At 36.0% G+C, this 20,968-nt stretch carries 22 protein-coding genes; 5 read left to right on the forward strand and 17 right to left on the reverse strand.

Annotated features, from left to right (window positions below):
- The 10 genes from panB to scpB form a co-directional block, all read right to left on the reverse strand.
- Nucleotides 1-789, reverse strand: a complete 789-nt coding sequence (gene panB / locus AADH04_RS14620) for a 3-methyl-2-oxobutanoate hydroxymethyltransferase (protein ID WP_434778009.1) — start codon at nucleotides 787-789, stop codon at nucleotides 1-3.
- A gap of 12 nt (nucleotides 790-801) precedes the next feature.
- Nucleotides 802-1,449, reverse strand: a complete 648-nt coding sequence (locus tag AADH04_RS14625; protein ID WP_434778010.1) for a deoxynucleoside kinase — start codon at nucleotides 1,447-1,449, stop codon at nucleotides 802-804.
- Between the two features lie 18 nt (nucleotides 1,450-1,467).
- Nucleotides 1,468-1,971: a 2-amino-4-hydroxy-6-hydroxymethyldihydropteridine diphosphokinase gene (folK, locus tag AADH04_RS14630; protein WP_434778011.1), complete on the reverse strand. Its 504-nt coding sequence runs from the start codon at nucleotides 1,969-1,971 to the stop codon at nucleotides 1,468-1,470.
- Between the two features lies 1 nt (nucleotide 1,972).
- Nucleotides 1,973-3,319 carry a polynucleotide adenylyltransferase PcnB gene (pcnB, locus tag AADH04_RS14635; protein WP_434778012.1) on the reverse strand — a complete coding sequence of 449 codons (1,347 nt, stop codon included), beginning with the start codon at nucleotides 3,317-3,319 and terminating at the stop codon, nucleotides 1,973-1,975.
- A gap of 114 nt (nucleotides 3,320-3,433) precedes the next feature.
- Entirely contained in the window at nucleotides 3,434-4,381 is a 948-nt protein-coding gene (locus tag AADH04_RS14640; RefSeq protein ID WP_434778013.1) for a class I SAM-dependent methyltransferase, read from the reverse strand.
- A 42-nt stretch (nucleotides 4,382-4,423) separates the two neighbouring features.
- The gene (locus AADH04_RS14645) at nucleotides 4,424-4,903 is read right to left on the reverse strand and encodes a YbaK/EbsC family protein (RefSeq protein ID WP_434778014.1); all 480 of its coding nucleotides are present in this window, start codon (nucleotides 4,901-4,903) and stop codon (nucleotides 4,424-4,426) included.
- A gap of 14 nt (nucleotides 4,904-4,917) precedes the next feature.
- Complete coding sequence (greB, locus tag AADH04_RS14650) at nucleotides 4,918-5,421, reverse strand: transcription elongation factor GreB (protein WP_434779862.1); 504 nt, start codon at nucleotides 5,419-5,421, stop codon at nucleotides 4,918-4,920.
- Between the two features lie 72 nt (nucleotides 5,422-5,493).
- Nucleotides 5,494-6,834 (reverse strand): MATE family efflux transporter, encoded by a 1,341-nt coding sequence (locus AADH04_RS14655; RefSeq protein WP_434778015.1) that lies wholly within the window; start codon nucleotides 6,832-6,834, stop codon nucleotides 5,494-5,496.
- A gap of 89 nt (nucleotides 6,835-6,923) precedes the next feature.
- Nucleotides 6,924-7,955 (reverse strand): pseudouridine synthase, encoded by a 1,032-nt coding sequence (locus AADH04_RS14660; RefSeq protein WP_434778016.1) that lies wholly within the window; start codon nucleotides 7,953-7,955, stop codon nucleotides 6,924-6,926.
- A 30-nt stretch (nucleotides 7,956-7,985) separates the two neighbouring features.
- Nucleotides 7,986-8,555: an SMC-Scp complex subunit ScpB gene (scpB, locus tag AADH04_RS14665; protein WP_434778017.1), complete on the reverse strand. Its 570-nt coding sequence runs from the start codon at nucleotides 8,553-8,555 to the stop codon at nucleotides 7,986-7,988.
- 158 nt (nucleotides 8,556-8,713) lie between these two features.
- On the opposite strand from scpB, the gene AADH04_RS14670 reads away from it, so the two are divergent.
- On the forward strand, nucleotides 8,714-9,109 hold the full coding sequence (locus AADH04_RS14670; protein WP_434778018.1) for a YgiW/YdeI family stress tolerance OB fold protein: 396 nt from the start codon (nucleotides 8,714-8,716) through the stop codon (nucleotides 9,107-9,109).
- A gap of 77 nt (nucleotides 9,110-9,186) precedes the next feature.
- On the opposite strand, the gene AADH04_RS14675 is transcribed toward AADH04_RS14670, so the two are convergent.
- Nucleotides 9,187-9,591 (reverse strand): hypothetical protein, encoded by a 405-nt coding sequence (locus AADH04_RS14675; RefSeq protein ID WP_434778019.1) that lies wholly within the window; start codon nucleotides 9,589-9,591, stop codon nucleotides 9,187-9,189.
- Nucleotides 9,592-9,665: 74 nt separating this feature from the next.
- On the opposite strand from AADH04_RS14675, the gene AADH04_RS14680 reads away from it, so the two are divergent.
- The 3 genes from AADH04_RS14680 (at nucleotide 9,666) to AADH04_RS14690 (ending at nucleotide 12,721) form a co-directional block, all read left to right on the forward strand.
- Nucleotides 9,666-10,862 (forward strand): MFS transporter, encoded by a 1,197-nt coding sequence (locus AADH04_RS14680; protein ID WP_434778020.1) that lies wholly within the window; start codon nucleotides 9,666-9,668, stop codon nucleotides 10,860-10,862.
- A gap of 92 nt (nucleotides 10,863-10,954) precedes the next feature.
- The gene (locus AADH04_RS14685) at nucleotides 10,955-11,272 is read left to right on the forward strand and encodes a monooxygenase (protein ID WP_434778021.1); all 318 of its coding nucleotides are present in this window, start codon (nucleotides 10,955-10,957) and stop codon (nucleotides 11,270-11,272) included.
- A gap of 54 nt (nucleotides 11,273-11,326) precedes the next feature.
- Entirely contained in the window at nucleotides 11,327-12,721 is a 1,395-nt protein-coding gene (locus AADH04_RS14690; RefSeq protein WP_434778022.1) for an amino acid permease, read from the forward strand.
- Between the two features lie 40 nt (nucleotides 12,722-12,761).
- Here AADH04_RS14690 and murB read toward each other — a convergent pair whose 3' ends face one another.
- The 6 genes from murB to AADH04_RS14720 all read right to left on the reverse strand — a co-directional run bounded on the left by murB (nucleotide 12,762) and on the right by AADH04_RS14720 (nucleotide 19,414).
- Nucleotides 12,762-13,775 (reverse strand): UDP-N-acetylmuramate dehydrogenase, encoded by a 1,014-nt coding sequence (gene murB / locus AADH04_RS14695; protein WP_434778023.1) that lies wholly within the window; start codon nucleotides 13,773-13,775, stop codon nucleotides 12,762-12,764.
- Nucleotides 13,775-15,154, reverse strand: a complete 1,380-nt coding sequence (locus tag AADH04_RS14700; RefSeq protein WP_434778024.1) for an MATE family efflux transporter — start codon at nucleotides 15,152-15,154, stop codon at nucleotides 13,775-13,777. Before AADH04_RS14700 ends, murB begins: the two co-directional genes overlap by 1 nt.
- Nucleotides 15,155-15,226: 72 nt before the next feature.
- Nucleotides 15,227-16,609: a phosphomannomutase/phosphoglucomutase gene (locus tag AADH04_RS14705; protein ID WP_434778025.1), complete on the reverse strand. Its 1,383-nt coding sequence runs from the start codon at nucleotides 16,607-16,609 to the stop codon at nucleotides 15,227-15,229.
- 29 nt (nucleotides 16,610-16,638) lie between these two features.
- Nucleotides 16,639-17,673, reverse strand: a complete 1,035-nt coding sequence (trpD, locus tag AADH04_RS14710; protein ID WP_434778026.1) for an anthranilate phosphoribosyltransferase — start codon at nucleotides 17,671-17,673, stop codon at nucleotides 16,639-16,641.
- 2 nt (nucleotides 17,674-17,675) lie between these two features.
- The gene (locus AADH04_RS14715) at nucleotides 17,676-18,254 is read right to left on the reverse strand and encodes an anthranilate synthase component II (RefSeq protein ID WP_434778027.1); all 579 of its coding nucleotides are present in this window, start codon (nucleotides 18,252-18,254) and stop codon (nucleotides 17,676-17,678) included.
- Between the two features lie 14 nt (nucleotides 18,255-18,268).
- Entirely contained in the window at nucleotides 18,269-19,414 is a 1,146-nt protein-coding gene (locus AADH04_RS14720; RefSeq protein WP_434778028.1) for a M14 family metallopeptidase, read from the reverse strand.
- Nucleotides 19,415-19,718: 304 nt separating this feature from the next.
- On the opposite strand from AADH04_RS14720, the gene AADH04_RS14725 reads away from it, so the two are divergent.
- Nucleotides 19,719-20,801: a glycerol dehydrogenase gene (locus tag AADH04_RS14725; RefSeq protein ID WP_434778029.1), complete on the forward strand. Its 1,083-nt coding sequence runs from the start codon at nucleotides 19,719-19,721 to the stop codon at nucleotides 20,799-20,801.
- The last annotated feature ends 167 nt before the right edge of the window (nucleotides 20,802-20,968 follow it).

The raw sequence follows: 20,968 nt of genomic DNA on the forward strand, positions 1-20,968 counted from the left end.
TCAAAATGAGTGTGCTAATGTTGGAAATGTGCGTTCTTTTACTTCTTTAACGTAAGCACAAATAGCTTCTTGGATACTGGAATTTCCTTGCATAAAATTTTTCACAAATTTTGGTGTTTTACCTGTATATATTCCTAAAATATCGTGCACAACAAGTACTTGTCCATCACAATCAATACCCGCGCCAATACCGATTGTTGGACATGATAGCTCTGTTGTTACTCTGGCTGCTAATTCAGCAGGAACACACTCCATTAAAACCATACCCGCTCCAGCTTCTTCATGCGCTTTTGCGTCTTTGAGTAAATTCTTTGCTTCTAAATCATTTTTAGCTTGGACTTTATAGCCACCAAAAGCATTAACAGATTGGGGGGTTAAACCCAAATGGGCACAAACTGGAATACCTCTTTGCTGTAAAAATGCTGTTGTTTCAACCATATGAGTACCACCTTCTAACTTTACCATATGAGCGCCCGCCGCCATTAACTCACTTGCAGAAACAAAAGCTTGTTCTTTACTTTGTTGATAGCTACCAAAAGGAAGGTCTGCTAAAACCAACGCATTTTTCACCCCTCTGGCAACTGCTTGAGTGTGGTAACACATCTGCTCTAAAGTTACGGGTAAAGTCGTTGAATGCCCCTGCACCGTCATCCCTAAAGAATCACCTATTAGCAAAATATCTACTCCTGCTTCATCCATTAATTGAGCAAAACTATATTCGTAACAGGTTAACATGGTGATTTTATTTTGTTGTTCTTTCATCGCCTGTAAAGTAGAAAGGGTAATCATTTTTTCTCCTTTTTAAGCATTGGTATTCAAATTAAGATAAAGTTTACTGCCTTGCATATTCGCAATAGCATCAATTAAAAGACCAAAATGATCTTCATTTCCAACAAAATCAAGTTCATCTGTGTTGGCGATAATCATTGGCGCATGCTGGTATAAATAGAAAAAATGACGATAACTATCGTGAATTTGTTCTATATACCCTTGCGGAAAAAGTTCTTGGTAATTTTTTTCTCTTTTGGATAGACGTTTTTTTAATACATCATCTGATGCCTGTAAATAAATGAGCAAATCTGGTGTAGGATAAGTTGGTTGTACTTTTTGTTTAATTTGCCAATATAATTTTTCTTCTTTTTCTCCTAACACGATGGGGACAAAAATTTTATCTTTTTCTAATAAAAAGTCGCTGACAACACGTTGATTGTTTGCATCAGCTTCTAAAATAGCCCTGCCTGCCTCTTCTCTTTGCATTAGAAAGGACAGTTGTGCAGCTAATGCATGATTAGTCGCGTTTGCATAAAAATCAAGTAAAAATGGGTTTTCTTCAGGTTTTTCCTTGATTAATAAAGCAGAAAAGTAATTGGTTAATTTCTCACTTAACGCAGACTTACCACTTGCAATTGACCCTTCTACAACAATATAACGAAGTTTAGGTACAGCCATGTTTATCCTTCTTTCTGTTTATAAGGCATTAAAAGTACAGTTTTCTAATTTTTGAATACCTGCAGTATCTAATGTTTTAATCAACTCAGAAACCACACCTGCACCAGGTAATTGATAATCTGGGGCAATTTCATTTAATGGACACAAAACAAAACTTCGTTCATGCGCTCGGGGATGAGGTAAAACTAAAGTGTCCGTAGAAATAGTTTGATGATTATAATCAATTAAATCTAAATCTAACACTCTAGGCGCATTTGTAAAAGTACGTACTCGTCCAAATGTATGTTCAATTTTATGTAGTGTATCCAATAAGTCTTGAGCAGAAAGTTGTGTATTTATAAGCACAACTGCATTGATAAAATCGGGCTGGTCAAGATAACCAACAGGTTTGGTTAAATATAAAGAAGAAACGCGCACAATTTTAATATTCTGCTCGCAAGATAAGGCAGTTATTGCTGCTTGAATTTGTTGCTCTGGATTTTGTAAATTGCTTCCTAATGCAACAATAGCTTGTACAGTCATATTAATGTTCCTGATGATTTTTCTTCGCATTATTTTTTCGTTTAGGACGTCTTTTTTTAAATTGGCTTTGTCCTGAAAGTTGTTTTATTTGAGCAATCATTTCTTGTTTTTCAGAATCAGACACTACTTGAAAATCTGTCCACCACTGTGCAAGCTCTTGAGGCAACTCATTCGCCTCAACTCGAGTTAACATAAAATCATAGGCAGCTCGAAATCGTTGTTGTGATAATAATCGATATGGTCGAGTGCCGAATCTTGCTTCAAATTGTGGTTGAAGAAGCCAAATTTCTCTCATTGTGCTGCTGAAACGTTTAGGAATAGAAAAATTTTTATCTAAACCATTTTGGATATCATTCATCGCAAGAATTAGCGCAGGAACACTGCGTTGACCTTCTGAAATATGTCGTTCCCAATTTTGAGAAACTAATGGCCATAATAAAGATGCCAACAAATAGCCTATAGATACGGGTTTGCCTGCTTGTAAGCGCTCATCTGTATGACGTAATGTTAAAGCGACAAATGGATGTGTATCTTGTTTGGTTAAAGCTGTCGTTAATAATGGAAAGGTATCGGATGTTATGCCAAAGCCTTGCAATACTTCTAAGCATTTGCGGGCTTCACCAGACAGTAACAATTTTATTAACTCGTCAAATAATCGTGCAGGAGGCTCTTTTTTTAATAGATAAGCAGATTTGATGATTGGCTGAGCTGTTTTTTTGTCTAAGGTAAATCCTAATTTTGATGATAAGCGGATGGCTCTTAGAATTCTGACAGGGTCTTCTTGATAACGTTCTGTTGCATCACCAATCATGACCAACTTCTTCGCTTTTATATCATCAACCCCATGATGGTAATCAATAATTGTTTGATTCCTTGGATTATAATATAAAGCATTGCATGTAAAGTCCCTACGTTCAGCATCTTCTTGCTGTGTACCGTAGCTATTGTCTTTCATAATGCGACCATGTTCGTTCTGCGTGTCTATCTGCCCCCCTCTAAAAGTAGTGACTTCTATGGTTTCTGGGCCTATCATGACATGAACTATTTTAAAACGCCTACCGATAATACGGCTACGTCGAAATAGTTGACGCACTTGTTCTGGACTTGCATTCGTTGCAATATCGAAATCTTTTGGTTCTCTATTTAAGAGTAAATCACGTACAGCACCACCAACAACAAAAGCGTCAAAGTTTTTCTCCTGAAGTCTTTTAATGACTTTCTCAGCAGCAAAACTTAATTGATCTTTTGAAATATGATGTTCTGCAAATTTAAGTATTTGTGCTGTCGCCTCTTTATGTTGAGAGGATCTTTTACCCCCAAATACTTTTTGCACCCATTTTTTTAACATACATGTACTGGTTTAAATTTAACGGCTAAGTATAACCGATTTTTGTATTGACTCAAACTTTGGTTGATTATCTTTACTATTAGCCCTGTTAATAAAAACACCTGTATTTTTATTCTAGCTTTTTAATTTAATTTCAAAACATTGATGAATTTTTTTATTTCGAAAATCTTCTGGAATAGAAGATTGTGTAATATTATTAACATAGTAATGTTCTTTAATCTGCTGATCTAATTCAAAAGTACGTAAATTATTGGAGAAAAATAAAACACCATCTTGAGATAATAGTTTCATGGCACAATCAATTAAATGTGCATGATCACGCTGAACATCCAAAATATCAACCATTTTTTTACTATTAGAAAAACTAGGTGGATCCATTACAATCAAATCAAACTGTTTTTTGTCTTTTATTGCTTCATTTAAGTAAGCAAAAACATCATCCCTAATGATTTTATGCTGTTCTAGATTGATATTGTTTAATTCAAAGTTCTTTTTTGCCCAGGCAAGGTATGTATTGGATAAATCGACTGTTTCACTAAAAACGGCTCCTGCAGTTGCTGCATAAACAGTAAAGCTGCCTGTATAAGAGAACAGATTTAAGAATCTTTTTCCTGATGCGAGATCACCTACCCTTTTACGGGTATTCCTGTGATCTAAAAATAAACCCGTATCAAGATATTTATCTAAATTAACCCAAAATTGTCGATGGTTTTCTTCAACAATAAAGTCTTTGCCATCTTGACCTGTTTTCTCATATTGTTTTAAGCCTTTTTGTTTGGTGCGGCTTTTAAAGTGAATATTTTCTTTAGGAAACCCTGTGATAAATATAATGACATCTATTACATCTGATATCCACTGCTGATACTCATCAGCATGTATTAACCAGCCAGTATCATATTCTTGTAAATGAATATGGTCTTTGTAAATATCAATAATAAATGGGTATTGTGGTACATCTTTATCATAAGCACGCCATGCTTGCAATTGTTGACGCTTAGCCCATTTTATAAGGTGTTTTAAATTTTTACCTAATCGGTTTGCAAATGCTGTTATGTCTGACATAAGAATATAATTTTCTACTTTTAATTAGATTAGTCATGAAGTTTAAGACTGCCAATTTTTACATGTATCCACCCAACCATGGCTTTGAGCAAAAGTGTATAACTGATCACACGTTAACTCTATTGCTGAATTGCTGCTGCCACATGCAGGAAAAACGGTTTGAAAACGCTTTAAGGACTCATCTAAATATACTTTAATTTGTGCGTTTTTCAACGCAAAAGGGCAAACGCCCCCGGCTTCATGTCCAATTGATTCTGAAACTTGCTCTACAGACAACATTTTGGCTTTAATACCAAAAATATTTTTGAATTTAGTATTATCTACTTTAGCATCGCCCGCTGCCACAATCAAAATAGCATCATTGTTATAAGAAAAAGCTAAAGTTTTTGCAATGCGCGCGGGTTCTACCCCCAAAGCAACAGCTGCCATTTGCACTGTTGCACTGGCACCCTCTTCCATTATGATAATATCCTGTTCTTTTTTATATTGAGCGAAGTATGCTTTGACATCTGCAAGAGCCATTTACGAGTCCTTTATTAATCAATTTTCTGATAACGAACACTTAAAATTTCTATTTCTTCAGTTTTACCCTCAATTTTTAAATAAACCGTATCACCCTCATATGCTTTTATCAAAACCCGAGCCAAAGGAGAAACCCAACTGATTTTTCCTTGTTTGGTATCAATTTCATCTACGCCAACAATTTTGATTGTTTGCTCCTCTCCCCAACCTCTTAAAATGGTAACGGTTGCACTGAAAAATATTTGATCTGTTGCCTCTCTTTGTTCAGGATCAACCACTTCTGCAATTTCTAGCCGTTTTGTTAAAAAACGAATACGTCTATCAATTTCACGTAACCTTCTTTTACCATACAGGTAGTCACCATTTTCACTTCTATCGCCATTACCCGCAGCCCAATTAACAACCTGCACAATTTCAGGACGTTCTTTATGAACCAAATCGTACAGCTCGGTTTTTAATTTTTGCCACCCATTGGGGGTGATATAGTTTTTAGTTGATTTAGGTAACTGTAGATGAATGGGTAAATCATCATCACTATCATCCTGCTCTTTAGTAAACGCTTTACTCACTTACCTTATCCTTACATACTATTAAATTTCTAAACGTTTTGTTTCCCATTTTCTCGATTTCCAACGCCATGAGTTAACCAAGCCACGTATCCATTCGTCGCATAAAAAACCGATCCAAATACCAACCAAGCCCATTTCCATAATGATACCTAAAAAATAGCCTATTGGTAATGAAACACACCACATAAAAATAAGCCCTGTTTTCAACGGAAAAACAGCATCACCAGAAGCCCGTAAAGCATTGACCATGACAATATTAAATGTTCTGCCAGGCTCTAAAAATACAGATAATAAAAATAAGGGTAAAAGTGTTTTAATAACACTTTGATCTCCAGAAACTAATTGTAAAATAGGATTCCTGAGTAAAAAAAACACAATAACCATTGCGGCAGTAAAAACGACACCCAAACCTAAGCTTTTAAAGGTTTGCTTATAAGCATCATTAAATCGTTTTGCGCCAACCAAATGCCCTACTAGAACCTCGTTGGCAATACTTATGGCAATTCCAAAAGACATGACAAATAAGGAGAGCTGGAAATATAATGTTTGGGACGCTAATGGAATTTCCCCCATTAAACCAACAAAAGAAAATGCCACCATATAATGCACAAACCAAACAACATTTTCACCTGCTGCAGGTAAACCTATTTTTAGAATTTTGATCAGTAAATCTTTAGACCAATACAAAAATTCTAACCATTGAAGGTTGATTTTCAAACCTGAAATCAACACGTAAACCAAGAGGATAACCCCAACAACTCTTCCAATGACAGTAGACCACGCCACACCAACTAACCCTAATTGTGGAAAACCAAAAAAACCATATAAAACAATTGTATTACCAACGACTGTAACAAGGTTTACAATTAAAGTAACCATCATGGCTGACTTTGTTTTGCCATAAACCCTTAAACAAGCAGCCAAAATAATAGATACAGATTCTGGAATTAAGCAGATTCCTAAGATATGCAAGTAATTAAAGCCATCTTTCATCAAGTATTCTGGTAAGTTCATCCATTGTAATGCTTTATATCCAAAGAAAAAGATGAATATGGCACAAACAAGACCCAATAAAAAATTAAGTGCAATAGAAATATGAATGGTTTTTTTTGCTAAAGTAGCGTTACCTGCACCTAAATATTGAGCAATCACCACGCTACAACCAACACTGATAAAGCTAAAAATAGTAATGCATAAATCAAAAACTTGATTACCCAATCCCATCGCTGCTAAATAGGCAGTGGACACATGACTTACCATATAGGTGTTAATCAGTAATGTAGAAAAATGTAATAGTAAGTCAATAAAAATTGGCCAACTAAGTGAAAAAAGTGACCGATTCGTCACATTGATAGAAGACATAAAAAAACCTACAAACTCTTTCGTAAAAAATATTTTCAGGCAACCCTCTTACAGAGTTGCCTGAAAATAAAAACTCATTCACTGAACGATTATTTCTGTCGTTTTTGTCTTTCTCCTGGCAACCCCATCTCAGCCCATTTCATTATATTGGCAACTTCTACTTCATTTAGTTCATAAAATTGCCCACGTTTTAAACGAGGAGGCAATGCTACAGGGCCAAATCGGGTTCTCATCAAACGGCTTACAGTTAAATCTAAACTTTCAAAAATTCTTCTGACTTCACGATTACGGCCTTCTTTAATGATGACTTGATACCACTTATTAGCGCCTTCGCCACCTTGTTCTTGAATACGTTCGAATTTAGCTAAACCATCCTCTAACTGAACACCTTCAGTAAGCTGTTTCATTTGTTCTGTAGTCACGCCGCCTAAAATACGCACTGCATATTCTCGCTCAACTTCAAAACTAGGATGCGCAAAACGGTTCACTAATTCGCCACTGGTTGTTAAAATCAATAATCCACTGGTATTGACATCTAAACGTCCGATTGCAACCCAGCGGCTGCTTTTTATTTGAGCTAATCGATCAAATACAGTTACCCTACCTTGAGGGTCATCTCGGCTGACAATTTCGCCTTCTTGTTTGTTGTATAAAATAATACGAGGCAACCGATCTGGCCATTTAAGTTTAATCACATTGCCTTTGGCAAGCACCCTATCTTGAGGCGATACTTTATCCCCTAAAGAAGCTACTTTTCCATTAATTGTAATAAGGCCTTGGGTAATCCAATTTTCCATTTCTCTACGAGAACCAACACCAGAAGCTGCTAAAGCTTTTTGAAGACGTACTGGCTCAATATCATCTATATGGGTTCTCTTTTCCCGTAACCAGTGAGCACGATCCTGTGTTTTTTGATTAGGGTTACGAACAATTAATTTTTTTGCTTTTGCCACTTTTGAATGAGCCGTGTTTTTTTGCGGATTTTGTTCTAAGCTTCGACCATCCATACGGCTAAGACTTCTTCTATCTTGCTGAGTCCCTGTTGTTGTATTGGTGATGCTCCTTGTTTGACGTGAAACAGGTTGCCTTGCGGTTTTATTATTGGAGATTCGTTTTGACATAATTTTCCTTAATACACAAAAATATTTGTGTTATTCTTCTGCGGCATCTATAGCGGCAGGTTCTTGGTTTAACTCAGGTACAACCAATTGACCAAGCTCAGTTAAAGGAGGCAACTCTTCTAAACTGTTTAAGTTTAAATCCAGTAAAAATTGATCAGTTGTCGCCCAAAGCGATGGGCGGCCAACAACTTCTTTTTGCCCAATAACTTCTATCCAACCACGCTCATTAAGTGTTTGCATAACATTACTGGAAACAGATACCCCTCTGATCGCTTCAATATCACCTCGAGTAACGGGTTGCTGATAAGCAATAATAGCTAAGGTTTCTAATACAGCTCGAGAATATTTCGGTGGTTTTTCTGGGTTTAAGCGACTTAAGGCACTAAAAGCTTCTGCTTTTACCTGAAAACGCCAACCTTGTGTGGTATCGCATAACACTAAGGAACGATCTTGCCACCTTATATACAAACTATTTAATGCTTCATTTAATTGTTGTGTAGATAAGGGAGGCTCAAATAAAGCGCACAATGCTTTATTTGTTAATGGTTCTTGACTGGTTAAAATTGCTGCTTCAATTAGTGATGATGTTGTATCACTCATTTAGTACCAAAATTCCTTAATAGATATTATATCGTATAGTACCATTTTATTCAAAATAGGCATATACCACATTTTAAGCACTCAGATTAAGTTTACTTATTTACCCATTTCGATTATATTCATTAAACAATTTATGAACCAATTTAAGGTAATAAACGATGAAATTAATCACAAAACTCGTAATAACGACTATTTTAATCTACCCTATATCACTTTTTGCGCAAGGTGGTTTTGTTAATGATGGTTCAATTATACCCTCGTCTGAAAGTAACTATACTAAAGTAATTACTGTTTCTGAAGCAAAAAAACAAGCAGATGACACTTTTGTTTTATTAGAAGGTTATATCGTTGGTAAAGCAAAAACGATAAATGCTGAAGAATTTATGTTTAAAGATGATACCGACACCATAAAAATCGAAGTAAATCAAAAGGTTTGGCGTAACCAAACAGTCACACCAAGTACTAAAATTCGTATTTTGGGCCAAGTAGATCACAACTCTTTTGTTGGCACAACAGAGATAGAAGTCAGACAATTAGATATTATTAAAGATTAATAGTAGGAAGATGGGATACAATGTCAATAGGTTGTATCTCATTTCGAGTACTCTAATTTATTAAAATATAAATAATTCTAAAGATGACTTTTTAATATAGATTGAATTTTTATTTCTAAAAAATTAATTTGATCTCTTTCTGCATCAGATAAATAATTGATTGGTAGCCTTTTGTAAGAAACAGGTATGTTTTGTTTCTTTTGTTCTTGAACAAAAGTCAATACATCATTTATTGCTTCAGATAACAATTGTTGGCCTATTGTGCCATCTATAAAGCGCAACAAAACCAACTCTTCATAATCATGATGATTAATTGTAATGGTTAAATAAGGTTCATAAACATCTTCATAACCAGGTGACAAATCTTCAAATGACGCAGAGTAAATGGCTTCCTCTGGCTTAAAACCATTTTCAACCTTAGTGTTTTTCTGTTTTTTTCTTAAAAAATTCCACATATTCTGTCCAAATTTATCTAGCTTCAAATAATATACATGCTATCAAGAATCGTAAAAAAAGTGTACGATCAAGTTATCAGAAAAAAAGATGTAAATATTCCATGGACCATACACAACAAACCCCATCATCTTTAACATCTAAGACTGTTTTACCTGTTATTTTTGCAGCCAGTTTCGTTCATATGATGAATGATCTTATACAAACAGTTTTGCCTTCAATCTACCCTTTGTTGAAACAAAATTATCAATTAAGTTTTCATGAAGTGGGTTTAATTACTTTAGTGTATCAATTAACTGCTTCCATTTTACAACCAGCCATTGGATTTTATACTGATAAACACCCTAAACCATATCTGCTTCCTTTTGGTATGTGTTTTACATTACTGGGTATTATCTTATTGGCCTTCGCTCATCGTTTTGAGATGGTTTTAGTTGCCGCGGCTTTAACAGGTTTAGGGTCTTCTACTTTTCATCCAGAAGCCTCAAGAGTTGCCAGAATGGCGTCTGGTGGAAAATTTGGCTTTGCTCAATCATCATTTCAAGTGGGTGGCAATGCTGGCTCTGCATTTGGTCCTTTATTGGCAGCAGCAATCATTATTCCCTATACTCAAAAAAATATTTTATGGTTCTGTATTTTTGCCTTGTTAGGCATTGTTGTCTTATTTCAAATTAGTCGTTGGGTAGTCAATCATAAAGTGACTCAAGGCGCAAAAAAACGATTAATTACTCATAATTTAACCAAAAAACAGATTGTATCTGCTTTGATTATTTTATCATTGCTGGTATTTTCCAAGTATGTCTACATGGTTAGCTTAACGAATTATTACACTTTTTATTTAATCGACCGTTTCGAGCTAAGTACTCAAACAGCTCAATTATATCTATTCTTATTTCTGGCTGCTGTTGCTATTGGCACATTTGCAGGTGGCCCAATAGGAGATAGAATTGGTCGAAAATGGGTTATTTGGATTTCTATTTTAGGGGTAGCTCCTTTTACTTTACTTTTGCCTTATGCCAATTTGTTTTGGACAGCTTGTTTAAGTATTATTATTGGTTTGATATTGTCTTCTGCTTTTTCAGCGATTGTTGTTTTTGCCCAAGAACTTATTCCAGGAAAAGTGGGCATGATTTCTGGCTTAATGTTTGGTCTTATGTTTGGCATTAGTGGCATTGCTGCGGCTATCCTTGGTGAAATTGCAGACAATACAAGCATTGAATATATTTATAAACTTTGTTCATTTTTCCCATTAATTGGTATTATTGCTTTTTTCCTACCAACTGTTCACCATAAACAATAATATAAAAAAACAAAAGGTTAATTTTTGATTGTTTTTTTGAAAAAATTATAATGTTATACTGCCCAGTATTTTTATCTGGAGAAATAATTATTATGGCTGTTATTTTACAAATCACATTTAAACTTTCTCCTGCAATGCTTGGAGAAAACCTTATAGAGCCAGCTATGCCTTTAGCTCAAAGCATTACACAGGAGCCTGGTTTTATCAGCAAAATTTGGACAGAAAATCCAGAGCAAGGAGAAGCAGGTGGTATTTATTTATTTGATAATAGAAAATCTGCCCAAGAGTATTTAGATATGCATCAAAAAAGAATGGCTCAATGGGGCGCGACTGATATTGATGCAAAAATACTGGATATTAGTCAGCCTTTGAGCAAAATAACAGCTGGGCCATTAGCTACTTTATTTTGATCAAGAATATAACTGGTTAACTTGCCTCCCCTAAAATAAACGAAAATCAAAACAATGACAGAAAACCAACAGAACTCTTCAAAACTAAAACGTGGCCTTTCTAATCGTCACATTCAATTAATTGCATTAGGTGGTGCCATTGGGACTGGTTTGTTTTTGGGAGTGGCCTCAAGTGTTATTCAAGCTGGGCCTTCTGTAATATTGGGTTATGCAATAGCGGGAATTATTGCTTTTTTTATCATGCGTCAATTAGGGGAAATGGTTGTTGAAGAGCCTGTAGCTGGTTCTTTTAGTCATTTTGCTCATAAATATTGGGGCAATTTTGCAGGCTTTTCGTCTGGGTGGAATTACTGGATTCTTTATATTTTGGTCAGCATGGCTGAGTTGACGGCAATTGGAAAATATATTCAATTTTGGTTTCCAGACATACCTTTATGGGTATCCAGTGCACTGTTCTTTATTTTGATTAATGCCATCAATTTAACAAATGTAAAATTTTATGGTGAGGCGGAATTTTGGTTTGCCATCATTAAAGTCATCGCTATTATTGGCATGATTATTTTTGGTGGCTATTTATTATTTAGTGGTAATGCTGGGCCTCAAGCCACCATTAATAACCTTTGGAATGATGGTGGCTTTTTCCCACATGGCGGCACAGGTTTGATGATGGCAATGGCTGTGATTATGTTCTCGTTTGGTGGCTTGGAGTTAATTGGGATTACGGCTGCGGAAGCAGAGGATCCACAAAAAAGTATTCCTAAAGCAACCAATCAAGTTATTTACCGCATTTTGATTTTTTATATTGGTGCTTTGGTTATTTTATTCTCTCTTTACCCTTGGAGAGAGGTCACATCGGATAGCAGCCCTTTTGTGATGGTTTTTGCTTCTTTAAATGGCCTTGAATTTTCTTTATTTGGACAAGTATTTCACTTCACCAATATTGTTGCACATATTCTTAATGTGGTAGTGTTAACAGCTGCTTTATCTGTATACAACAGTTGTGTTTATTGCAACAGCAGAATGCTTTATGGTTTGGCTAAGCAAGGCAATGCACCTAGAATTTTAGGCCGTTTAAATAGCCACGGTGTTCCAGTGATTGCCACACTTATGTCTGCTTCTATTGCTGCTATCTGTGTATTGGTTGCATATGTTGCACCACATGAAGCTTTAGAATACCTTATGTCTTTGGTTGTGTCCGCTTTGATTATTAACTGGTGTATGATCAGTTTAACGCACTTAAAATTTAGAAAAATTAAAAACACAGAAAATGTGCATTTGAAATTTAAATCTATTGCTTATCCTTTTACCAACTATTTGTGTTTGTTTTTCTTGACAGGCATTTTAGTCATTATGTGGTTCAATAAAATGTATATTTCCGTTCTACTTATTCCTGTGTGGCTACTGATTTTATTTATTGGATTTAAAATGTATAAAAAACAGGCTGAATAAAAAATATAGCCTGTTTTCTTGGAATAATTTTTATTTATCGCTATTCAACAAATAATGGTTCTGCTTCTAAAGATAAACCATATTTATATAAGATTGTTTTTTGTACCATTTTAGCTAAGCTCTTTACATCCTCTACAGATGCATGGTCTTGGTTAATCAACACTAATGCTTGTTTTTGATGTACTGCTGCGCCACCGACGCTGACACCTTTTAAACCAGCCTCTTCTATCAACCAGCCTGCCGCAAATTTAATCATACCATCGGGCTGATGATAGTGAACAGCATTAGGGTACAGAGCCAAAATATCTTTTGCCTGATTAGCTGAGATTATAGGATTTTTAAAAAAACTGCCTGCGTTACCTATTCGCTCAGGATTGGGCAGTTTTTCTTGTCGAATTTGGCAGATTGCCTCTGAAACTGTTTTTGCTGAGAGAGCTGTCTCTTGGCTACCTAAGTATTGTTTCAATAGACCGTATGAAACTTTAGGTATAAAGGTCTTACTTAATTTAAAATATACGGATGTAATCACATATCGACCATTATGTTGTTTAAAAATACTGTCTCTATAGTCAAAACGACATTCCGTATTAGTGAGCAATAACCACTCTTGTGTTTCCAAATCAAAACATTCTACTTTTTCAATCACATCTTTAACTTCTACACCATATGCGCCAATATTTTGAACAGGTGAAGCACCAACCGTTCCAGGAATAAGACTAAGGTTTTCAAGCCCATTCAATCCTAAACGAATGGTAGACAAGACAAAGTTATGCCAATTTTCACCTGCCTGTGCTTCAATAATAACTGAATCTTCTTGCTGCTCAACAACTTTAACCCCTTTATTACTCATAAACACAGTTAAACCCAAAAAATCAGGAGCAAAAATAATATTACTCCCCCCTCCTAAAAATAAAATTTTATTATTTTTAAAAATCGGATGCTCAACCAGCTTAGCTAAGTCATTTTTATCGGTTAACTTATAAAAATATTGGCTTTTAACAGGTAGCCCAAATGTATTGCAATGGGTTAAATCGATATTTTCCTGAATATTCATTAGTAGTGATCCCTAACTAAAAAAGCTTTACTTCTATTGAGTAAATAACTCACCAATAATATCGCTGCGACAAACAAACTAATATTTAATGCCGTCCAAAAACCATATAATCCCATTTGAAGAACCAGCCCTAAATAACAACCTACCCCTAAACCAAATCCCCAGAATGAGATGGCATGAATAATCATGGCAACTTTTGTTAATTTATAGCCTCGTAAAGCACCAGAGGCAATTGTTTGTATGGCATCAGACAACTGAAAAAATGCCGCAAAGATTAATAAAGTCGCGCCTACTTTAATAATTTGTGGATCGTTTGTGTAAATTGAGATAATAGACTCTCTGAATAGTAGCACTAAAGAAGCCGTACAAATAGCAACCACCATCCCCATTGTGATGCCTACACCTGAAATATGCCTAGCTCTAGCATAACTTCTTGCGCCAATAGCTTGAGCAACCCTAACGCTTAAAGCTGCGCTTGTTGTTTGGGGCAACATATAAATAATAGAGGTGACATTAATAACAGCTTGTTGTGTCGCAATATACACTTCACCAAACTGAACAATCAATAAAGCAATAAAACTAAATAAACTGACTTCTAAAAAGAAAGATAAACCAATTGGTAATCCTAATTTAATAAATTCTTTCATTCTTTGCCAATTAGGCCAGCTAAAACGTTGCATCAGCCCAAATGGTTTAAAATATTGACTTTTAGACAAATAAATAAACAAAGCTAAAAAATTAACCCAAAAAGCCAAGGCTGTGCCAAAACCACACCCTGCACCGCCTAACTTAGGCAACCCAAATAAACCATGCATCAATATATAATTAAAAGGGACATTCAATGACAAAGCAAGCAAGCTGACAATCATAATAGGGGTTGATTTATTCAGGCTTGAGGCATAAGCATGTAAGGCTCTATGTAACATTGCAGCAGGCATGGCTAAGGAGGTGCCTATTACAAATAAAATTGTGGTGTCTCGAGTATACTCACTCATAGATAAATGAGTATGTAAAGGAATGGTTAACAAAAGCAATGAAATCATACCAACGATCCCCAAGCCAAAACAAAACCATAAACCTTGTCTAACTGTTTCCCCTAATTCAAGTTTTGCGCCACTACCAAATTGTTGTGACAAAATTGGATTCAATGAGGTAGCAATACCTAAAAATGTGACATAAACCGTAATAAAAATATTTGAACCCACACCAACTGCAGCCAAATCAGCTTGTCCCAAATGACCTGCCATCACAGTGTCAACAAATCCTGTACCCACTTGAGCTATTTGGGCAATAAACATGGGCAAAGCCAACGTAATAATACCAAAAGCTTCGTTTTTGTAATTTTGCCAACCAAATTGTGTAATATTAAAAAAGGACATTTTTCTACTAGCTATAAAAAATAAAAAACCAAGCCTTAATATAGGCTTGATTAGATCATCATTGTTTACTACTTATTTCAAATAAGCAGATAAATCAAAACCATAAGGATTCAACACTTGCTGAAATTGACTTTGTATGTACTCTAAAGCATTTTGTGTATTTGCTTCAAACCGAAGGACAAGAACAGGGGTTGTGTTTGAGGCACGCATTAAACCAAATCCATCTTCGTACTCTACACGCAAACCATCAATACGGATAATGTTTTGTGCTTTATCAAAATGGGCTTCTTGTTGTAACGCTTCAATAAGTCGATGATTATCGCCTTCTTTTTCCATTTCAATATTAATTTCTGGTGTGGAAATAGCATCTGGAAGTTGATTTAATACTTCACTTGGACTTTCATGAGCAGAAACAATTTCTAATAATCTTGCCCCTGCATATAAACCATCATCAAATCCTAACCAGCGTTCTCTGAAGAAAATATGTCCACTCATTTCACCAGCCAACAATGCGCCTGTCTCTTTCATCGCCATTTTGATAAAACTATGGCCTGTTCTGGATAAAACTGGTTCACCGCCATGTTTTTGAATCCATGGTGCTAAATTACGGGTAGATTTAACATCATAAATAATTTTAGCTCCTGGATTTCTTTGCAGAACATCTGCCGAAAAGAGCATTAACTGTCTATCTGGCCAAATAATATTGCCTTCTTTTGTAACCACACCAAGCCTGTCTCCATCTCCATCAAAAGCCAAACCAAGATCACAATCATACTCTTTAACCGCTTTGATTAAATCAAGTAAATTTTTAGGCTTTGATGGATCTGGATGATGATTTGGGAAATTGCCATCTACCTCGCAATATAACTCAAAAACATTACAACCTAACTCTCGATATAATTTACCTGCAAATGCCCCAGCTACACCATTTCCACAATCAACAGCAATAGACAAACGTCGTTCTAATTGTATGTTTTTGACAATATAATCAATATAACTTTGTTCAACATCGAGTTGATTAATTAAACCTTCCTCTTCTGGTTTATTAAAATCTTCTTTAATAATGCGTTGATAAAGCGCTTGTATCTCCTCGCCAGATAAACTAATACCACCAAGTAACATTTTAAAACCATTGTAGTCAGCAGGGTTATGGCTCCCTGTAACCATGACCCCAGAGCCATGACAGTGCGAATATGCAGCGAAATAAAGCATAGGAGTGGCAACCATACCCACATCTAAAACACTCACCCCACTGTCTAAAATACCAGCAATCAATTGTTTTTGCATTAAAGAACCAGAAAGGCGACCATCTCTTCCTACCGCAATTTTGCTGATTTTTCTTTCATGTGCGATTGTGCCAATTGCTCGGCCTATAAAATAGGCATCCTGATCTGTTAAGGTCTTTCCTACAATGCCTCTAATATCATAAGCTTTGAAAATTTCCTGCGCAATCATTCCATTATCCTTAACATTAATAGATTATTTTATACTGTTTGTTTTTGTGAAAACTCAATTAAATCAAGTTGTTTTTTCTTTGCTGCACCAGAGTCAAGCGCATCATGAGCCAATTGCACACCTTCTTTAAAATCAGAAGCAATATTGGCGCAATACAACGCAGCAGCAGAATTTAATACCACAATATCTCGACAAGGCCCCTTTTCTCCAGCTAAAACAGATTCAACTTTAAGATAGGATTCTGTACTACTGTTTACTTTTAGCGGTTTTAAATCTTCAATTCTTTGTAAACCAAACTCTTCTGGTGTGATTTTATATTCTGTAATAGAACCATCTTTTAATTCAGCCACTAATGTAGGTGCTGTAATGGTGATTTCATCTAAACCATCCTCACCATGCACAATCATAACATGCTCACTACCTAGTTGTTTTAATACACGTGCCTGTATTCCTACTAAATCAGGATGAAAAACCCCCATGAGTTGATTTGGCGCATGAGCAGGATTGATTAATGGGCCAAGTATATTAAAAATGGTGCGTACAGCTAGTGCTTTTCTAATGGGGGCCACATGACGCATAGCACTATGGTAATTAGGTGAAAACATAAATCCTAATCCCAATTGATCAATACAATCTGCCACTTGCTGGGCAGTTAAATTCAAATTTACCCCCATTGTTTCTAAAACATCGGCACTACCGCTGCTAGAAGAAACACCTCTTCCCCCATGTTTGGCCACTCGAGCACCAGCTGCCGCAGCAACAAACATTGATGTGGTAGAAATATTAAAAGTATGTGCTTTATCACCGCCTGTACCCACAATATCCAGTAAATGCGTCTTATTTTTTACAGGAATCGGTGTTGCAAACTCTCTTAAAACTGTGGCAGAAGCAGCTATTTCAGAGACACTTTCAACTTTTGTCCTTAAACCAATTAAAATGGCAGAAACTACCTCTGGAGCCAGTTCCCCCTTCATAATTTGTCTCATTAAATCAACCATTTCATCATAAAACAGTTCATTACCATCAATTAGTCGATTTAATGCGTCTTGTGCGGTAAATGTCATAATTAAACTTTATCTTTATTTTGAATTAAAAAATTATCAAGCATTGCCAAGCCATTATTTGTTAATAATGCTTCTGGATGGAACTGCACACCTTCAATCGCCAAAGTTTTATGTTTGAGCCCCATAATTTCGCCATCATCTGTCCAAGCAGTAATTTCTAAACACTCTGGCAATGTTGCTCTCTCGACAACAAGGCTATGATAACGCGTACAGGTAACAGGATTAGGTAATCCAGCAAACACCCCTGAATTATTATGAAAAACTTCTGATGTTTTACCATGCATTAAGGTTTGTGCTCTAATAATATGGCCACCAAAAGCTTCTCCGATACTTTGTAAACCTAAGCACACGCCAAATATAGGTAATTTGCCAGCGAAGTATTGAATGGCTTCTATTGAAATTCCCGCTTCTTTTGGTGCCCCAGGCCCTGGCGAAATCACAAGATAATCGGGCTGCATTTGTTCAATTTCAGCAAGAGAGGTTTGATCATTACGCTTGACAATAATCTGCTGTTTTAACTGCCCAAAATACTGAACAATATTATAGGTAAAACTATCATAATTATCGATAAGAAAAATCATTTTTGATCCTGAGCTTAAATTTTGTTCGATATGCGTAGTTGATCAACAATAGATAAAATTGGTGTCAAAATACTCTCGCCTAATCGTAAGGAGCGTTGCCCATTCCAACCAAAATCATCGTCTGGCCAATTATTATTGTCTTTGAAAGGCATTTCTAAAGTAAAAGCCAAACATTGAAATTGATGACCAATATAATTGGTCGCCATAGATAAATCTGCCTGCCCTTTTTCACTTTTCGGATAGCCTTCTTCATCTTGAAAGTCAGGACTACTGAATAAAAAAGCTTTCTTAAACTCTTCTTCTAAGTGTTTCATTCGCTCATTATATGAAGGTACACCTTCTGTTCCAGCAAAGAAAACAAAAGGCAATCCCTCATCGCCATGAATGTCTAAAAATAGGTCAACACCTGTTTGCTGCATTGCTTCACGGACATAATATACTTCTGGGCTTTTTTCAATAGAGGGATTTAACCACTCTCTGTTTAAATTTGCTCCAGCAGCATTCGTGCGTAGATTACCTAATACTGCACCATCAGGATTCATATGAGGCACAATATAAAAAGTTGCTTTATCTAACAAAGCCCTAGAGGTTGCATCCTGAGAGTCAAGCAATCTTGCCAATACCCCCTCAATGAACCATTGGGCCATGGTTTCTCCTGGGTGTTGGCGAGCAATGATCCATATTTTTAGGTCAGATTCAACTTGGTTACCAATACTGAGCAAAGTTATATCACGACCTTGAACTGTGTTGCCTAAGTCACGAACGGCACATAAACCGCTTTCTTGTGCTTGGCCAATCAAATTCAAATGTTGCTCATAACTATATGGCTCAAAATAAGCGTAGTACACACTATTCGATAAAGGTGTATGCTCTATAACCAATTGATTTCCATCAAATGTTGTAGGGACTCGAAACCAATTAACTCGATCATATGAAGCGAATGCCTGATAATCTTCCCACCCTAATGGATAGGCGGCCTCAGCAGCATTGATAAACTGCATTTTACAAGGCAAGTAAGCAGCACCTTGCAAACGGAAATAAAACCATTGTTTAAATTGAGCAGCATGGCTATCTGCTCTTAATTTCAACTGAATATCAGTGGGATCGTCTAAGTTAACGACTTCTATACTACCAGCGTCAAAACTGCTGCTGATTTTCATATTTATTCCTTCATGAATGGATCAAGCTTTTCAGATTAAGTCGATTATTGTACCGAGCTTAGCTAAAAAACCCAAGAAAAGCGGTGCAATTTTTTAGAGAAAAGTCAGTAAATCCAATTTTTATTCATTTTGTACCAAACATCTTAATTAAAAATGGTATTTATTTTATTATTTTTAAAATATATTCAATAAGCTTATGACAAAAACGATAGAACGAATATATGACCTAAAACAAGAAAATACAAAATAAAAGCTGGCAGAATCAAACTTTCAATAAAAGGCTTTTTAACTTGGAGGTTTTTTCATGATTACCACAGCTATTTTCCCTTCCCGTTATGTTCAAGGAGCAGGTGCACTTAATGAACTAGGTTCAGAATTGGCCAGATTAGGCAAAAAAGTTTTATTGTTACAAGATCCTTTTGTATCGGAACACTTTGATGCTCAAATCAAGCAAAGCTTAACAGGTCACTTGGATTCGTATCAAGAAACATTTAAGGGAGAATGTTGTGATGAAGAAATCTCTCGTTTATCAGCAATTTCAGGGATTGATGTTGTAGCAGGTATTGGTGGCGGAAAAACATTAGATACAGCAAAAGCAGTTGCACATGCTTTAAATGTACCTGTCGCTGTGATTCCAACGATTGCCTCTACCGATGCAGCTTGCAGTGCTCTATCTGTTATTTATACAGCCCAAGGAGAGTTTGATCGCTATCTTGTTCTGCCTCAAAACCCTAATCTTGTATTAGTAGACAGTGCTATTGTAGCTAAAGCTCCTGTACGTTTATTGATTGCAGGCATGGGGGATGCATTAGCAACATGGTTTGAAGCAGAATCTTGTCGCGTATCTGGTGCAGGCAATATGACTGGACGCCCAGGGCCAATGACGGCACATGGCTTAGCAAAATTGTGTTTTGATACTTTAATCGAATACGGTGTTTTGGCAAAAAGCGCCTGTGAAAAAGGAGTCTCAACCCCAGCTTTAGAACGTGTCATTGAAGCTAATACACTTTTATCTGGTTTGGGCTTTGAAAGTGGTGGTTTAGCAGCTGCTCATGCTATTCACAATGGTCTGACTGTATTAGAGCCAACACATGCGTTTTGGCATGGAGAAAAAGTTGCTTTTGGTACCCTAGCTTCATTGATGCTTTCAGATAAAGACGCTGATTTAATTGATTTGGTTTACTCTTTCTGTGAAGATGTTGGTTTACCAACTACCCTAGCAGATATTGGTTTAACTTCTGTTAGTGATGCAGATCTGATGAAAGTTGCTGAGGCCTCTACTGCGCAAGGTGAAACCATTCACAATGAGCCATTAAAAGTGGCGCCTGTTGATGTATTTAATGCTTTAAAAGCAGCAGATGCTTATGGGTGTTCTCGCAAAATTTGATGATTTATAGCACGCATAAAAAACTCGGGCGTTTGTCCGAGTTTTTTATTATTGAAATAACCAACATAATTAAATCATAATATACATGAATAGTTACTTAAAATCGTTTACAATAATAGATCATTTCAAAATGAACTTAAGTTTACCTTACTACAATAACTCATTTA

Source organism: Neisseria sp. Ec49-e6-T10 (genome assembly GCF_051132615.1).
Taxonomy (GTDB): Bacteria; Pseudomonadota; Gammaproteobacteria; order Burkholderiales; family Neisseriaceae.

Coding starts and splice junctions, on each gene's coding strand:
- panB (WP_434778009.1), bottom strand. CDS start 789: ATGATTACCCTTTCTACTTTACAGGCGATGAAAGAACAACAAAATAAA.
- AADH04_RS14625 (WP_434778010.1), bottom strand. CDS start 1,449: ATGGCTGTACCTAAACTTCGTTATATTGTTGTAGAAGGGTCAATTGCA.
- folK (WP_434778011.1), bottom strand. CDS start 1,971: ATGACTGTACAAGCTATTGTTGCATTAGGAAGCAATTTACAAAATCCA.
- pcnB (WP_434778012.1), bottom strand. CDS start 3,319: ATGTTAAAAAAATGGGTGCAAAAAGTATTTGGGGGTAAAAGATCCTCT.
- AADH04_RS14640 (WP_434778013.1), bottom strand. CDS start 4,381: ATGTCAGACATAACAGCATTTGCAAACCGATTAGGTAAAAATTTAAAA.
- AADH04_RS14645 (WP_434778014.1), bottom strand. CDS start 4,903: ATGGCTCTTGCAGATGTCAAAGCATACTTCGCTCAATATAAAAAAGAA.
- AADH04_RS14655 (WP_434778015.1), bottom strand. CDS start 6,834: ATGTCTTCTATCAATGTGACGAATCGGTCACTTTTTTCACTTAGTTGG.
- AADH04_RS14660 (WP_434778016.1), bottom strand. CDS start 7,955: ATGTCAAAACGAATCTCCAATAATAAAACCGCAAGGCAACCTGTTTCA.
- scpB (WP_434778017.1), bottom strand. CDS start 8,555: ATGAGTGATACAACATCATCACTAATTGAAGCAGCAATTTTAACCAGT.
- AADH04_RS14670 (WP_434778018.1), top strand. CDS start 8,714: ATGAAATTAATCACAAAACTCGTAATAACGACTATTTTAATCTACCCT.
- AADH04_RS14680 (WP_434778020.1), top strand. CDS start 9,666: ATGGACCATACACAACAAACCCCATCATCTTTAACATCTAAGACTGTT.
- AADH04_RS14685 (WP_434778021.1), top strand. CDS start 10,955: ATGGCTGTTATTTTACAAATCACATTTAAACTTTCTCCTGCAATGCTT.
- AADH04_RS14690 (WP_434778022.1), top strand. CDS start 11,327: ATGACAGAAAACCAACAGAACTCTTCAAAACTAAAACGTGGCCTTTCT.
- murB (WP_434778023.1), bottom strand. CDS start 13,775: ATGAATATTCAGGAAAATATCGATTTAACCCATTGCAATACATTTGGG.
- AADH04_RS14700 (WP_434778024.1), bottom strand. CDS start 15,154: ATGTCCTTTTTTAATATTACACAATTTGGTTGGCAAAATTACAAAAAC.
- AADH04_RS14705 (WP_434778025.1), bottom strand. CDS start 16,609: ATGATTGCGCAGGAAATTTTCAAAGCTTATGATATTAGAGGCATTGTA.
- trpD (WP_434778026.1), bottom strand. CDS start 17,673: ATGACATTTACCGCACAAGACGCATTAAATCGACTAATTGATGGTAAT.
- AADH04_RS14715 (WP_434778027.1), bottom strand. CDS start 18,254: ATGATTTTTCTTATCGATAATTATGATAGTTTTACCTATAATATTGTT.
- AADH04_RS14720 (WP_434778028.1), bottom strand. CDS start 19,414: ATGAAAATCAGCAGCAGTTTTGACGCTGGTAGTATAGAAGTCGTTAAC.
- AADH04_RS14725 (WP_434778029.1), top strand. CDS start 19,719: ATGATTACCACAGCTATTTTCCCTTCCCGTTATGTTCAAGGAGCAGGT.